Genomic DNA, 13,775 nt, shown 5'->3' with positions numbered 1-13,775 from the left:
AGGCTAAAATTTGTAATGAAAAATCTTTGGAAAGTGCAAACGAAAAGCTATCCTGTCTGATAATCTGTAGTTCTGGGAATACATTAATTTTCTGTTTTCTCAATTCTTATTTTTAAGGATTTGCTTATTGGCGTATTACTTCTATCCGCAAAATGATTATAAGGCACTAAAGGATTTGTTTCCGGGAAATATGCCGCCGCGTTGCCTTTTGGAATATTGTAGGGCAAAACTTTAAATTTATGCGCGGTCCTTTTTTTTCCATCGTACGTAGTAGTTAAATCAACTACCTCATACTTCTTTAAATTTCTTGCCTTAATATCCGCTTCATGCATAAAGATCACCCTACGTTCATTATAAACGCCGCGATAACGATCATCCAGGCCATAAATAGTAGTATTAAACTGATCATGACTTCTTATGGTCATTAGCATAAGTTCGTCTGTAGTAAGCTGATGGTCAGGCAGATTATTAAGGGTGATTTGCGCTTTTCCATTTGGAAGCATGCTAAAATCAAGTTCCCGGGAATTATTAGGGAGATAATAGCCAAAACCTTTAGAACGTTCCGAAGTTTTTTCAAAACCCTTGGCCACCAGATCGATTTTTTCCCGAATGAGTTCATAATCTTCACCCATCTCTTTAAACGCAACCGGGTGCTCTCCGTTAAAATAAATATCTGCCAACCCGCCAATAATTTCGGGTTCACTCATAATTTTTTCTGAAGCAGGCTTTAAAATTCCTTTAGACTGTCTTATACGTCCCATACTGCTTTCCATAGTGAGGAATCTGGGCTTACCATTTTTTTCGTCTTTTTCAGACCTGCCAAAAGTTGGAAGGATAAGCGCGGTTTTTCCTGTCACCAAATGGGAACGGTTCAGCTTTGTGCTTACCTGTACGGTCATCTCGCAATTATTGAGAGCCGTAGCCGTATAATCTGTATCTGAAGCGGCCATTAAAAAATTGCCGCCCAGGGCCATAAAAAATTTGGCTTTTCCCGTATGCATCGCTTCCATAGATTCAACCACATCTATCCCTTTTTCCGTAGGCGGCTCAAAATGCATATGTTCCCTAATACGCTCATTCAAATCTTCTTCCACATAATGCTGGATCCCAACGCTGCGATCACCCTGTACATTACTATGGCCGCGAATAGGGCAGGTTCCTGTATGTGGTTTACCTATAGCACCTTTTAAAAGCAACAAATTCACATATTCACGGATGGTCTCCACCGCATTTTTATGCTGGGTGAGGCCCATAGCCCAGCAAACTATAATTTTCGATTTTTTGGAGAGGACTTCAACCGCCTTATTTATTTTTTCTTTGGGTACTCCGGTCATTTTAAGCAATTGCGCCTCATCAAAGGATTTTAGATCTTCGATTAATGCCGAATAACCTTCCGTATATTTTTCGAGAAATTGATGGTCAAAAACCGATTGATCCAGGGCATCTTTTTCCACGAGACGTTTCAGGATTAATTTTACCAAAGGCACATCCTGATTGATGTTTACTGCCAGGTGCAGATCTGCGATATCTTCGCCACCGCCAATCAATCCTTTTAAATTCTGCGGATTTTTAAAATTAACCAGCCCTGTTTCTTCCAGCGGATTGATTGAAATAATATACCCACCATTCTCTTTACATTTCTCCAGGGCAGTCATCATTCGAGGATGATTGGTACCGGGATTTTGTCCCGCGATCATAATGACTTCAGCCTCATAAAAATCCTCCAGTTTTGTACTTCCTTTACCAATTCCCACAGTTTCAGTCAGCGCTACTCCGCTGGATTCATGGCACATATTGCTGCAATCGGGCATGTTGTTGGTACCATACGCGCGTACAAACATTCCATATAAAAAAGCAGCCTCGTTACTGGAGCGTCCCGAAGTATAAAAAATCGCCTCGTTTGGTGAATCCAGTTCATGGAGTTGTTCGGCAATTAAATCAAAAGCATCCTGCCAGGAAATCGCCTCGTAATGGATGCTGCCCTCACGTAAAACCAGAGGCTCTATTAATCTTCCGAATTTATTCAGTTGAAAATCGGTAAGATTTGAAAGTTCTTCTACGGAATATTTTTTGAAAAATTGCGCATCGATATGACTATGTGTAGCTTCATCAGCCAGCGCTTTCGCACCACTCTCACAATATTCGCCAATTTTGGAAGGATGTTCGGGATCTGGCCAGGCACAGCTGGGACAATCAAAGCCATCCTGTTGATTGATTGTAAAAAGCCCGCGCATGGAGTCTACCACGCCCATTTCTTTAAATGTATGTTTAATTGTGTCCCTTATAGCCAGTTTCCCGGCGGCGTGGGTAACGGGATCTTTAAATTGAAGATCGGTAAATGCTGCAGGACCGCGGTGGTTAACATTTCTATGGTTTTTATCCATGATTTATATTAGCCTTTGGATTGGGGTAATTATCAGATTCATCTTCGCCGCGTTCATCGAGACAGGTAAAATCTTTTTCCAGTAAAACATCTATAGTATTACCGGTTTTGGAGCTTACAGAATGAGCGAAACCAACGCGATTGTTCACATTCCAGTCACCCAGCATTTCTTTGGAAATCAATAGCTGAATTTGACCATTCTCGAAGTCGATACTTAAATCTTCAATTTCAGCAATTTTCACCGCATACCTGAAACTGTCAGTGCCAAAATTGGTTTCCTCGAAAATTGATCCTTCATGACATAACCTGTCCACTTCATTTTTGGTAAGCCTGAAGCGTACCGAATTTCCCCTGATCCTTATTTTCATAACTTAATTTTTATGATTCTTAAAGATAAACTAAATGTGGGGAAGGAGAAAGATGAGTTAACCAATTGCACTGATTTTTCTAAAAAATTTAAGGAGTGGGGAATTATTGATTTATGGATTTTGAGATAATAGCTTTCCCTCTTGGTTGTTATTGCGAACCTGCCTGCGGTAGGCAGGCGCAGTGAAGCAATCTATTATGGAGACTGCTTCGTTTCACTCGCAGTGACGGTACTGTTCATCTTTTCACTATAAAAATGTCATTTCAAACCAAGTGAGAAATCTCATTCTTTTCGTTCTAAAGCTTAAGGTAATTTTAAGTACTGAAACCTGAAATAAGGCCATACAGTTTAGAAGTTAGATTTACAGGAAATCGGTATTAAGGATTGTTAGGGTGGCCTTTGCTTTTTCCTGAGGACTTTAAATTTGACCTTCAGGAAGCATATTTCTGGTGCCATTTCTCTTTTAATCTTCGGAAATAGATAGAACCAATCCCTCCGGTTAAAACCGTGGCAATCACTAAAAGGATATAGAAAAGACGAATGTTATACGTGTCCATATCAAATACTATAGGTATTCGGGTAAATATTTCAGCAAAAAAAGCAGCATATAAACCAATAACACTCCAATACATAAAACTGAAATGAAAAACCATATAATTATGCTTAGGATATTTAAAATACAAAGGAAGCATTCCGCATAAAAGACTCAAAGTACTCACCACTGCTAACCAGTGCAAAATTCCAAAACCTGCCAGGTTATGTAAGAGAAATGACGTGACCAGTAAAATAAGCATGGAAAGACCGTAAAAGCGACCTATTATTTTATGTTTGTAAGTGCCTTTGTTTCCTGAGAGGACAATGCTGCCACATATAAGCGCTATAATAGATGCGACAAAATGAATAATTCCGGTATTTCCTGAAAACATTCTGGATAATTTTCAGCTAACATAACGCTGAAGCAATCTATATAAAATAAAAAATTGCTGACTTGTAGTTTAAACCGACTGAACCGAAATTTTTTTAAATCCTTATAAAGAAATTCCAATTCCCAGATTAAGGTTTGAGGTATATTCTTCAGTATTCAAAGGTGTTTTGCTATCAAAATAATAGTTATAAAGTGTAAAGACCTTGAACCAGTTGGAAAGCGGAATATCCAAACGGAATTGTTCTAAAACCCGGTGATCGCTGATGTCTTCATATAATGGCTGAAAATACAAAGTATTTGCAACTGAAAATCTTTCCGATTTAGGGGTGTAAGAAAGGGTAACATACGTGCTGTTTCTATGGTTATAATCGGTGGTTCCTGCTTCATCGCTATATTCCACTTCATACATGTAGGAATTCCCGGCATACCCCGTGAAATTATCTTTATCTACCCATTTTAGCCTTAATCCCGCTCCAATAAGATTGCGTTGTTCTACCACTAAGAGTTGATTATATTGGCCCTGAATAAAAGTTTCAAACCTTAGAAGCTGATTGAATTTGTAATTGAACCTACCATGCAAGAACCAGGTGTTCTGCAGGTTTTTGTCATCGGTATCAATCAATTTATAATTTCCCAGAAATAAATAGATCTTCTTATAATCTTTAGATTTCAATTGCGTGGTTAGTGAGCCACTAATTTGATTCACCTTTGACCCATCATTATTGGTATAATTAAAAGAAAAATCAGCATTGAGCACGAACCGAAGAGAATCGGTTTGCATACGTCTGGATTCAATATTTACCAGTTGGGATTTTGCAAAAAATGGTATAAAAATCAGAAGAAAAAAAAGCTGCTTTCTGGACATAGTCTTTATAAAGCGGTAAAGTTATAAAAGCTTTTGATACCTAAAAATTTCTGAAGCCTGGAGAAAAGATATTTAAGTGCGGACTTTTTTCCTTCTACCGCTGATCTTTTTCCACAGTTTATAGAAAAGAAAGATGATAATTAAGACAAAAACAAGGGCAAGAGGCGCCCAGATAAAAGAAGTGATGGTTAAGACAGAAGCAGCAACAGTTTCACCACCACTCACCAGAAAATTGCCAATTCCACCGGTTGTTGCCGTAGAAGCTGCCCTTCCAGATGCAGTTGTTCCCGAGATGATCGCGGCGGTTCCCCCTCCGGTGATAATGGCCAAAACCCATTGAATTATTTCTGAATCAACGCCCGTAAGGGTAATTCCCATGAGTAAAGTCCCGGCAATTGTGGCGAGGGGAACTGCAATGGAATCTAATAAATTATCGATCCATGGGATAAAATAGGCGCCAATTTCAATAATTGTAGCAATACCCAGAGTAATTAAGGCCGGCCAGTTGCCCACCCATTCCCATTTATCACTTAAGTCAAAACCAAAATGTGCGGCAAGACTTAAGGCAAACAAAGGCACAAATACCCGAAAACCAGCAGAAGCCGCCAATCCTATCCCCAAACAAAATGGAATAAAATAATTTGATACTAATTCTCCTCCCATCTAAATAACAAATTTGAGTTATGAAAATACAACAAGTATTTTATTCTAAATAATTCATGAGAAATAAGAACGGCGTAAAATTTGAAGCGAAAGTTTCAAATTTTACGCCGTTGCCCTAAATTTTTTTTCAGGATCTTTACTGCGGAAAATTTTCTGATATCTTTAATTCGTCGATTTGGGCAGTGTGCCTGGCCGTATGGCCGGCGGTAAATTCCAACATCTGGAAACCATCTAATTTACCAAAGGGCATCTCGAAAATATAATTTCTAAAATTTAAATCAGAATCCTTAATAAAATCAGTGATGTCTTCACGTTGATCTTCAAAAGATTCCCATACTTCCTCCAAACTCGCATATTTATCTGTGGGTTCTAAGGCAGGAAAGGTTTTTACCTTTTTCTCCCTGCTGGTCACCAGCTTCCGGCCCTTCAAAGTTTCCCCGAATATTTTGGAACATCGTGCCTTCCGCTAAAATAATGTGTTCTACCACCTCCAGGGCAAATCTTTTATCTATCTCTTTGTACATGTTAAATAGATATATTCCATTTTTTTGGTAGACTATAACCTCCTCAACCAGATATTTCTAAATTGAACTTTGGTTCCATGATCCTGTAAAGCGATCACATCTTCACCATGCGGTTCAGGATAGTTGTGTAAACCGATATAAAGCGTTAAACCGTGGATGGTAGCATCATTCTGAACGACAATACCATTGTGAAGAACAGTGATTTTCGCAGGATTGTCTATTAAACCATTTTCCTTAAATCCTGGAGCTGTATAAATCACATCATAAGAATTCCATTTGTCTGCAGTTCGCATCGCATTGACCAAAGGCGGGTGATCTTTATAAATACTTCCTGCCTGCCCGTTGCTATAGGTTCGGTTATTATAAGAATCCAGGATTTGTAACTCGTAGCGATTTTGTAAGAAAAGTCCGCTATTGCCGCGACCCTGGCCAGAATTTTCCACAACATCTGGTGCACTCCATTCTAAATGGATCTGGCAATCCCCAAATTTCATTTTAGTCTGGATCCCCCCACTTCCCGGGACTACTTCAAAATATCCTTCTTTAATTGCCCATGGAGCAGAACTGGTAGAATCTTTTTGGCTCACCCATTGCTCAAGATTATTTCCATCAAAAAGTACAATCGCATCAGAAGGGGCATCCCCATAATTTTCTCCCGGAGTGATTTTCTCAACTTGCGGCTCCCAGATTTCCGTCATTTCGGGTTTCATAGGCATGGGAGATTCTTCTGGCGGGGTACTGGGATATGTATCCTGGGCAAAAGCGGTGAGACCAATTAAGGAGAAAAATAAAAGTGAAATCTTGGGAACGTTCATAGTATATTATTTAGCTAGGAAAATTACAAAATTTCATATAAAATCTATTCAGAAATTTCAGGTATAGTAACTGAAAGCTGTTGTTTCCTCAAGATTAGAAAATTTGGGTAGATTTAAAATAATAAAGTAACTTTCTAAATTCTAAAGTTCGATTCATTATGATTAAAAAATTTGCTTTAAAAATTTCCCTTCTAATTTTTATTCCAGTTTTATTTTTTTCCTGCGGAAACAAGTATGACACTTCTGAAAACGTGGTTTCAGATTATAATATAATTCCAAAACCTGAAAAACTGATCCCAGCTAATGGAAGGTTTGTACTTGATGAAAATGTGAAAATTGAAGCTAAGGATGGTTTACAGAATGAGGTGGAATATTTTAAAGAATACCTAACCACTTCCAATCCCGGACTTAAATTTGGATCTGGATCGAGAAAAATGATCCGTATGGATATAGATGCGGCTTTAGGAAATGAAGAAGCCTATAATCTTTTAATTTCACCTGATGAAATAAAAATTTCCGGTGCAACTGCTAAGGGTATTTTTTATGCGCTTCAGTCTCTAAAACAATTGCGCATGGAAGAGGATGGACTGGTTATGTTCCCTTCAGTAAACATCACAGATTCCCCAAGGCTTGCTTATAGAGGGATGCATTTGGATGTTGCCAGACATTTCTTTGATGTAGGTGATGTAAAAAAATATCTGGACATTTTAGCGCTTCACAAAATTAATACTTTTCATTGGCATTTAACTGAAGATCAGGGATGGAGGATAGAGATTAAACAATACCCAAAACTTACGGAAATTGGAGCTTTCAGAAACGGGACCATCAATGGTAAGTATCCAGGGGATAGTAATGATAACAAACGCTACGGAGGATTTTATACTCAGGAAGAGATCAAGGATGTTTTAGCTTACGCAGAAAAGAGACATATAACGGTAATTCCGGAAATTGAAATGCCCGGTCATGGAATTGCTGCTATAGCTGCTTACCCATATTTGAGTTGTTTTCCCGAAGAAAAAACAGTGGTGCCAGAAAATATGATGTCTAAAGGCGGAAAGGAAAAACAAGCCAATGGGCAGCCAAAAATTGTTCAGGAATCCTGGGGTGTTTATGAAGATGTTTTTTGCGCGGGTAGCGATTCCACATTTACCTTTCTCGAAAATGTGATCGATGAGGTGGCAGCATTATTTCCTTCAGAATATATACATATTGGGGGCGACGAATGCCCAAAGGCAAATTGGGAACGCTGTCCTAAATGCCAGCAGCGTATGGCAGATCTTGGATTAAAAGACGAGCATGAACTACAAAGTTATTTCATTCAGCGAATGGAAAAATATATCAATTCCAAAGGAAAAAAAATCATTGGTTGGGATGAAATCCTTGAAGGGGGTCTGGCTCCAAATGCCACGGTGATGTCATGGCGCGGGGAAGAAGGAGGGATTGAAGCGGCCAAACAGAAACATGATGTGATTATGACTCCCACGGGTTATTTCTATTTTGATTATCATCAGGCACAGGATATTTCTAAAGAACCTTTGGGGATTGGCGGTTACCTTCCGCTGGAGAAAGTCTATTCTTATAATCCCGAACCTGAAGCTTTAACTTCACAGGAGACAGCTTATATTTTAGGGGTGCAGGCCAATGTATGGACTGAATATATAGAAGAATTTGAAAAACTGGAATACATGACCTTACCCAGAATGGCTGCACTTGCAGAGGTTGGCTGGACCCAGGAATCGCAAAGAAATTGGGAGGATTTCAAAAAAAGGCTTCCGGGGATCACAAAGGTTTACGAAGCGAATAATTATAATTACGCCAAAAGAGTGGATGAGCCTCTGGTGAAAAAATAGCTATTTTTTCGGGTTCTGTAGTTTCCGGTAATTAAAGGATATCCATTTTGTTATATTTCGTCACCTTGAGGCAATTGATAAAAAGTTTTAACTAGCGCAGGAAATTGACTTTTTTTTTTAGTATCTCTAATAAGATGCTGAAACAAGTTCAGCATGACGGCAGTTCTAGTATCGTCACCCTGAACTGGTTTTAGGGTCTATAATACGCAAATAAATACGTTAATGGTAGCCTGTCGAGATGCTTTTGCACTTTCGGTTAAATCGAGTTAGTTAAAGTATTTATAGGATGTGCTTCGGCAGGCTCAGCAGGACAAGATCACTTTTATTCTATATTAAAATGTTTCTTAATTGTCACACCGAGCCTGTCGAGGCGCCCTTTTCATTTTAGCTTAAATCGAGTTTGTTAAGGTGTTTATTATATGTGTTTCGGCAGGTTTAGCAATAACCAATTTAGCGAAATCCTGCTTGCACATTTCGACTCCGCTCAATGTGACAAAGCTTTCTTCATTGCCAGACCCCTGAAAAAATTTATCTAGCGTAGAAAATTGGCATATTTTTTAGTATCTCTAATAAGATGCTGAAACATCCAGATAACTCAAAAGAGGATGACGTTATTTTGCCCATTATCAATATGACACCTTACAGACAATAAAAAATTTTTAAGCCTTGAGTTAGTCTAAAAGAAAGCTGAAATTAATTTTTTACCTTTTCTAATGGATCGCTTTGAACCTGCCCTGATTCTCTTCAGGATTACCCAAAAAAAATTAATTGTATTCCTTTAAAATCAAAACCGGAACTTTAGGATCAAAATTGATGGTTTCAGTCATAGGGTTTGAAAAGAGTCTGGAGAAAAATCCTTTCTTTCTTTGATAGAGCGCCAGAAAATTGCTGTCCCGAGCTTCTATAAATAAGTGTACCCCTGTGGTGGGTGTAGTTTGCGTAAGCACATGAAAAGTGGTATGAACATCAGACAGGTGCTTTGCCAGTTCCATTTTGTTGGTCTCGCGCTTTTCAGCTAGAGGTTTACTTTCAGAATTAATATATAGAACGCGTACAGATGCTTTTAAACTTTCGGCAAGTTCAATTAAAGCTCTAAGTTCACGTTGTTTAAAAGGTATTTTAAAATTTGTTGGAAAAACAATTTCCATCCCCCCTTCATTGGACATTTCATGTGTTTCCGGAATTACCAAAACCGGGCATTCCTGTATTTTTTCAGTTAATTTGGATATTTGATTATCATAGGAAGTGCTAATTCCTGCGGTGTCACCCTGGGACCCCAGGATAATTAGATCGATACCAAATTTATTGACAGCATCCTGTACATTTTCCACCAGATTTCCTTCCGTAGATATTTTTTCAAATTGATGTTTAGGGTTCTCTTTTCTAAAAATCAATCCTTTCATCATTCGTTCCAGGCCATTTTCAGATTTTTCCTTTTCAGTTTGTTCATCTTCGTCTGCCTTTGCTAAAGGAAGGGTTTCATTAAAAAACTTTTGAGACGAATAAGAATTGATCAGGTAAAAGGTACAGGGAAATTTTTTATACAATTTCAGGGCAAATACCAGTGAATTCCAGGAATGTTTTGAAAAATTAGTAGGGATTAAAATCTTTTTTTCCATAAAAGTATTAGTTGGCAATTAAAGGTACGAAAGCGTTCATTTTAAAGGGGTCTAACTGAATAAGAAATGGTGAAACTTAAATTTTCTACTCAATTTTCAGGTAATTTCTAAAACTCCTTCATGAAATCCTAAAATTTCGTTAATATAAATCCTAAAAAGTTTATCTTAGGTTCCTAATATAGGCTTTGTCACGTATTATGAAAATCATCAAATTCGTTCTTTTGACAATATTTATTAGTCAATCTATTTTTGCACAAACTTCGAAAAAGTTTGCCCTTGCCGGTTTAAGCCACGGTCATGTGGATTGGTTTTTTAATCGAGAGGCACAGGATTTTGAATTGGTGGGAATTTATGAAACTAACGAGGATCTGGTTAAAAAATATATGGAACGATATGATCTTGATCAGGGAATTTTCTATGATGATCTTGAAACCATGCTCAATGAAACAAAACCCGATGCAGTTTCAGCTTTTGGGGCAACCAGTGAACATCTAAGCATTGTAAAAGCCTGTGCTCCTAAAAAGATCGATGTGATGGTAGAGAAACCCTTGGCTACTACTTATAAAGATGCTTTAGAAATTCAGTCTTTAGCTGAAGAAAATCATATTTTGGTCCTTACCAATTTTGAAACCTCCTGGTATGCGAGCACGAAATATATTCAGGAGCAGGTTGGGGAAAATAGATTGGGGGATTTAACAAAAATCCTGGTAAATGATGGTCATGAAGGCCCTAAGGAAATTGGGGTTAGTGAAGAATTCCTGGAAATATTAGTGGATCCTGAAAAGAATGGGGGAGGAGCCTTATTCGATTTTGGCTGCTATGGCGCGAACCTTATGACGGCATTGATGAATGGAGAAAAACCACTTTCAGTTACTGCAGTTACCGCACAAAACAAACCGGAAATTTATGCCAATGTAGATGATGAAGCGACCATTATTCTGCAATACCCAAAAACACAGGGAATTATTCAGGCATCGTGGAACTGGCCCTACTCACGAAAAGATATGGCGGTGTATGGCACCCATGGTTACATAGTCGCTAAAAATTCCGAAGAAATTCAGAAAAAATTAAAAGAAGATCCTGAAGCATTAGAAATCCAATTATCACCCAGAGAGCAGAAATATAGAGATCCTTTTTCCTATTTTTATGGAGTGATGACCGGGGATATTAAATATAATGAGAAGAGCCTATATTCCCTTCCTATTAATGTAACCGTCGTAGAAATTTTGGAAGCGGCAAAAAAATCTGCAGAAATGAATAAAAGCGTCTTTTTAAAATAACCTGAATATTAATCAAAATTAAAAATAACAAATGTCCTTTCAAATTATAGAACAGTCCACAAAATATGATGTGTGTATTGTAGGATCTGGTGCCGGTGGAGGAATGGCCGCCAAAATTTTAGCCGATAAGGGATTTAAAATTGCCCTGGTAGAAGCCGGGCCCAATTTTGACCCTGCAAACCCTGAACAACGCACCCAACTGCGCTGGCCTTATGAATCTCCCAGAAGAGGAGCTTCCACAGTAAGGGCATTTGGTGATTTTGACATGGCTTATGGTGGATGGCAAATTGATGGGGAACCTTATACCAAAGCACCGGGAACTGAATTCGACTGGTTTCGTTCTCAAATGGTAGGTGGAAGGACCAATCACTGGGGTAGGATTTCCCTAAGATTTGGGCCCTTAGATTTTAAAAGAAAGGACTTTGACGGGAAAGGAGATAACTGGCCTATTGGCTATGAAGATGTTCGCCCATATTACGATAAAGTAGATAAATTAATTGGAGTTTTTGGAACCAAAGAAAATATTCCAAATGAACCGGACGGCTTTTTTCTACCTCCCCCTAAACCGAGGTTACACGAATTATATTTGAAAAAAGGAACTTCAAAAGTGGGGATTCCCATGATTCCTTCCAGGCTTTCTATTCTTACCAAAAGGGTAAATAAGAAGCGACAGGCTTGCTTTTATTGCAATCAATGTTCAAGGTCATGTTCCGTTTATGGAGATTTTTCATCTTCTTCGGTTTTGGTGAATCCGGCCATAGAAACAGGAAATGTAGATCTTTTCACCAATGCCATGGTGCGGGAAGTGATTACCGATGAAAATGGAAAAGCATCTGGCGTTTACTACATCAATAAAGAAGATGGAAAGGATTACAGGATCAAGGCAAAAGTGGTGATCCTTGCTGCCAGTGCGTGTAGTTCGGCAAGAATCCTGCTCAATTCAAAATCTACCACACATCCCAACGGACTGGCAAATTCCAGCGAAGTCGTGGGAAAATATTTGCATGATTCTACCGGGGCTTCCAGAATGGCTTTTATGCCGGAATTAATGGACAGAAAGAGATATAATGAAGATGGAGTTGGTGGGATGCACATGTATACCCCATGGTGGCTGAATGATGATAAAAACCTTGGGTTCTCCAGAGGTTATCATATTGAGTATTGGGGCGGTATGGGGATGCCTTCCTATGGATTTGGATTTAATACAGAATTTCTACATACGTTAGCCCCGCAGGTTCTCGGAGATAGAAAAGCCGGGGGTTATGGAGTTGGTTTAATGCAGGATGTAAAACGTTTCTATGGTTCTACTTTAGGAATGGCAGGTAGGGGTGAAAGTATTCCCAGAGCTGAGAACCGCTGTGAGATCGACTCTCAAAAAGTTGATAAATATGGGATTCCTGTTTTGAAATTTAATTATAAGTGGAGCGAAGAAGAAGTGAAGCAGGCAGCCCATATGCAGGATAGTTTTGAAGCGATCATCAAATCTATTGGGGCAATCCCACTTGGGGATAAACCTGGAAAAGAAACCAATTATGGGCTTGAGAATCCAGGAAGGATTATTCATGAAGTTGGGACCACCAGAATGGGTGCTGATGCTACTACTTCGGTTTTAAATGAATACAATCAGGCGCATGATGTGTCCAATTTATTTGTGGTAGATGGTGGTGCTTTCGTATCACAGGCTGATAAAAATCCCACATGGACGATCCTGGCCCTGGCCTGGAGGGCAAGCGATTATCTCGCGGAAGAAATGAAAAAAGGAAATATTTAATAAGCGTATTATGGACAGAAGAGAATCACTAAAAACACTTATTATTGGTGGGGCAGGAACCACCATGTTGCTCAGTTGCAGGATTGATGATAAACCCGATACTGTGGGGATTTCAGAAAATATTGAAAGCGACTTTGATTACGGCCGTACTCCCGAAGAAGAGCGATGGGACGAAAATCTCATGTCTGAGCAGTTTTATACCGAAAATGAACTGGCTACTATGGCTATTCTTGCAGATATTATAATTCCGGGACAGGGAGATTATCCGCCAGCTTCAAAAACCGGGATCACAGATTTCATTGAATTTATTTCAAAAGACATTCCCGAGCATCAAACCCCTATGCGAGGAGGTTTACGCTGGTTAAGAACGGAATCTCATAAAAGATTTGATAAGGATTTCACCGAAATTTCTTCAGAAGAGCAATTGAAAATTGTGGAAGATATTGCTTATCCCATGGATGTGAAACCTCAGTTTTCACAGGCCGCTATATTTTTCAGCAGATTGCGAAATCTTGTAACTACCGGGTATTTCACCAGTAAACCGGGGATTGAATTCTTAGGTTATATGGGTAATAAGCCTAATGTTTGGGATGGTGTGCCGCAAGATGTGTTGGATGAACACGGTCTCGCTTATGACGAAAAAATGCTTAAAGTCGCCATTAAGCCCGAAGAAAGAAATGAAATTGAAGACTGGAACGATTATATCGTTTAAA

At 38.8% G+C, this 13,775-nt stretch carries 13 protein-coding genes; 4 read left to right on the top strand and 9 right to left on the bottom strand.

All coding sequences use genetic code 11. The annotated features are described in order from the left end of the window. Window positions 1-83: 83 nt before the first annotated feature. From DHD80_RS06705 to DHD80_RS06670, 8 genes are all read right to left on the bottom strand, one after another. Window positions 84-2,384 (bottom strand): FdhF/YdeP family oxidoreductase, encoded by a 2,301-nt coding sequence (locus DHD80_RS06705; RefSeq protein ID WP_251740385.1) that lies wholly within the window; start codon window positions 2,382-2,384, stop codon window positions 84-86. Then, window positions 2,377-2,751: a hypothetical protein gene (locus DHD80_RS06700; RefSeq protein ID WP_251740384.1), complete on the bottom strand. Its 375-nt coding sequence runs from the start codon at window positions 2,749-2,751 to the stop codon at window positions 2,377-2,379. The genes DHD80_RS06705 and DHD80_RS06700 overlap by 8 nt, the downstream gene beginning before the upstream one ends. Before the next feature lie 430 nt (window positions 2,752-3,181). Then, window positions 3,182-3,676 (bottom strand): DUF2306 domain-containing protein, encoded by a 495-nt coding sequence (locus DHD80_RS06695; protein WP_251740383.1) that lies wholly within the window; start codon window positions 3,674-3,676, stop codon window positions 3,182-3,184. A 102-nt stretch (window positions 3,677-3,778) separates the two neighbouring features. After that, on the bottom strand, window positions 3,779-4,456 hold the full coding sequence (locus DHD80_RS06690) for a DUF481 domain-containing protein (RefSeq protein WP_251740382.1): 678 nt from the start codon (window positions 4,454-4,456) through the stop codon (window positions 3,779-3,781). Window positions 4,457-4,612: 156 nt separating this feature from the next. Further along, window positions 4,613-5,203 carry a DUF4126 domain-containing protein gene (locus DHD80_RS06685; protein WP_251740381.1) on the bottom strand — a complete coding sequence of 197 codons (591 nt, stop codon included), beginning with the start codon at window positions 5,201-5,203 and terminating at the stop codon, window positions 4,613-4,615. A gap of 136 nt (window positions 5,204-5,339) precedes the next feature. Beyond that, window positions 5,340-5,549 (bottom strand): DinB family protein, encoded by a 210-nt coding sequence (locus DHD80_RS06680; RefSeq protein WP_251740380.1) that lies wholly within the window; start codon window positions 5,547-5,549, stop codon window positions 5,340-5,342. 10 nt (window positions 5,550-5,559) lie between these two features. Next, entirely contained in the window at window positions 5,560-5,727 is a 168-nt protein-coding gene (locus tag DHD80_RS06675) for a hypothetical protein (protein WP_251740379.1), read from the bottom strand. 32 nt (window positions 5,728-5,759) lie between these two features. Beyond that, entirely contained in the window at window positions 5,760-6,542 is a 783-nt protein-coding gene (locus tag DHD80_RS06670; RefSeq protein ID WP_251740378.1) for a DUF1080 domain-containing protein, read from the bottom strand. Between the two features lie 158 nt (window positions 6,543-6,700). Here DHD80_RS06670 and DHD80_RS06665 point away from each other — a divergent pair, with 158 nt between their 5' ends. Beyond that, the gene (locus DHD80_RS06665) at window positions 6,701-8,392 is read left to right on the top strand and encodes a beta-N-acetylhexosaminidase (protein WP_251740377.1); all 1,692 of its coding nucleotides are present in this window, start codon (window positions 6,701-6,703) and stop codon (window positions 8,390-8,392) included. Window positions 8,393-9,156: 764 nt separating this feature from the next. Here DHD80_RS06665 and DHD80_RS06660 read toward each other — a convergent pair. Then, a complete protein-coding gene (locus tag DHD80_RS06660) occupies window positions 9,157-10,011 on the bottom strand; it encodes a universal stress protein (protein WP_251740376.1) in 855 nt (284 codons plus the stop codon). A gap of 221 nt (window positions 10,012-10,232) precedes the next feature. Here DHD80_RS06660 and DHD80_RS06655 point away from each other — a divergent pair, with 221 nt between their 5' ends. From DHD80_RS06655 to DHD80_RS06645, 3 genes are read left to right on the top strand one after another with little or no spacing between them, the layout of a single operon-like run. After that, entirely contained in the window at window positions 10,233-11,291 is a 1,059-nt protein-coding gene (locus tag DHD80_RS06655) for a Gfo/Idh/MocA family oxidoreductase (RefSeq protein ID WP_251740375.1), read from the top strand. A gap of 31 nt (window positions 11,292-11,322) precedes the next feature. Continuing rightward, entirely contained in the window at window positions 11,323-13,062 is a 1,740-nt protein-coding gene (locus DHD80_RS06650) for a GMC family oxidoreductase (RefSeq protein ID WP_251740374.1), read from the top strand. Window positions 13,063-13,072: 10 nt separating this feature from the next. Further along, window positions 13,073-13,774, top strand: a complete 702-nt coding sequence (locus DHD80_RS06645) for a gluconate 2-dehydrogenase subunit 3 family protein (protein WP_251740373.1) — start codon at window positions 13,073-13,075, stop codon at window positions 13,772-13,774. The last annotated feature ends 1 nt before the right edge of the window (window position 13,775 follow it).

This window comes from Gramella sp. AN32 (genome assembly GCF_023718305.1).
In the GTDB taxonomy this organism is placed as follows: domain Bacteria; phylum Bacteroidota; class Bacteroidia; order Flavobacteriales; family Flavobacteriaceae; genus Christiangramia; species Christiangramia antarctica.
This window is presented reverse-complemented; position numbering and strand designations above follow the sequence as displayed.

What these genes read in the sequence shown, in the direction of transcription:
- DHD80_RS06705 (WP_251740385.1), bottom strand. Translation starts at nt 2,384, where the DNA reads ATGGATAAAAACCATAGAAATGTTAACCACCGCGGTCCTGCAGCATTT.
- DHD80_RS06700 (WP_251740384.1), bottom strand. Translation starts at nt 2,751, where the DNA reads ATGAAAATAAGGATCAGGGGAAATTCGGTACGCTTCAGGCTTACCAAA.
- DHD80_RS06695 (WP_251740383.1), bottom strand. Translation starts at nt 3,676, where the DNA reads ATGTTTTCAGGAAATACCGGAATTATTCATTTTGTCGCATCTATTATA.
- DHD80_RS06690 (WP_251740382.1), bottom strand. Translation starts at nt 4,456, where the DNA reads ATGCAAACCGATTCTCTTCGGTTCGTGCTCAATGCTGATTTTTCTTTT.
- DHD80_RS06685 (WP_251740381.1), bottom strand. Translation starts at nt 5,203, where the DNA reads ATGGGAGGAGAATTAGTATCAAATTATTTTATTCCATTTTGTTTGGGG.
- DHD80_RS06675 (WP_251740379.1), bottom strand. Translation starts at nt 5,727, where the DNA reads ATGTACAAAGAGATAGATAAAAGATTTGCCCTGGAGGTGGTAGAACAC.
- DHD80_RS06670 (WP_251740378.1), bottom strand. Translation starts at nt 6,542, where the DNA reads ATGAACGTTCCCAAGATTTCACTTTTATTTTTCTCCTTAATTGGTCTC.
- DHD80_RS06665 (WP_251740377.1), top strand. Translation starts at nt 6,701, where the DNA reads ATGATTAAAAAATTTGCTTTAAAAATTTCCCTTCTAATTTTTATTCCA.
- DHD80_RS06660 (WP_251740376.1), bottom strand. Translation starts at nt 10,011, where the DNA reads ATGGAAAAAAAGATTTTAATCCCTACTAATTTTTCAAAACATTCCTGG.
- DHD80_RS06650 (WP_251740374.1), top strand. Translation starts at nt 11,323, where the DNA reads ATGTCCTTTCAAATTATAGAACAGTCCACAAAATATGATGTGTGTATT.
- DHD80_RS06645 (WP_251740373.1), top strand. Translation starts at nt 13,073, where the DNA reads ATGGACAGAAGAGAATCACTAAAAACACTTATTATTGGTGGGGCAGGA.